The organism is Paenirhodobacter enshiensis (genome assembly GCF_000740785.1).
Taxonomy (GTDB): domain Bacteria; phylum Pseudomonadota; class Alphaproteobacteria; order Rhodobacterales; family Rhodobacteraceae; genus Rhodobacter; species Rhodobacter enshiensis.
Genome location: NZ_JFZB01000099.1, coordinates 1 through 424, shown reverse-complemented (window position 1 = coordinate 424; position 424 = coordinate 1). Strand labels below are relative to the sequence as shown.

Annotated in this window: 1 protein-coding gene; it reads right to left on the bottom strand. The window is 62.7% G+C overall.

Going from position 1 to position 424, the window contains the following annotated elements; all coding sequences use genetic code 11:
* Positions 1-424: BMP family lipoprotein (locus CG50_RS16060; RefSeq protein ID WP_036640718.1), on the bottom strand; the 424-nt coding region annotated here is incomplete at both ends.

Genomic DNA, 424 nt, shown 5'->3' with positions numbered 1-424 from the left:
GATCTTTCCGTCGATGATGTCCTGCTTCGCCTTCATCACCTCGGCCCAGACGTCATCGGGGATGTTCTTCGTGTGCAGCAGATCGACCGAGCCGTCCTTCAGGTTGATGTCGTAGTTGTGGCTGCCATAGCTGCCCGCCTTCACATCGGCGATCATCGCCGCGAAGACCGGCTCCAGGTTCCACAGCACCGACGACAGCAGATAACCCTTGTCGATCGGGGTCTTGTCGCCGATCACGTCGATGAAATACACCTTGCCGCCATCGGTCGCCTTCGTCGTCTCGACCGCCTGAAGCATCCCGAAGGACGACCCGTTGCCCTCGCCGAACACGATGTCGGCCCCGGCCGCGATCAGCGATTCGGTCACCCGCTTGCCGCCCGCCGCGTCCGAATAGGCCGCCGGCCCGATCACCGCGTAACGGATC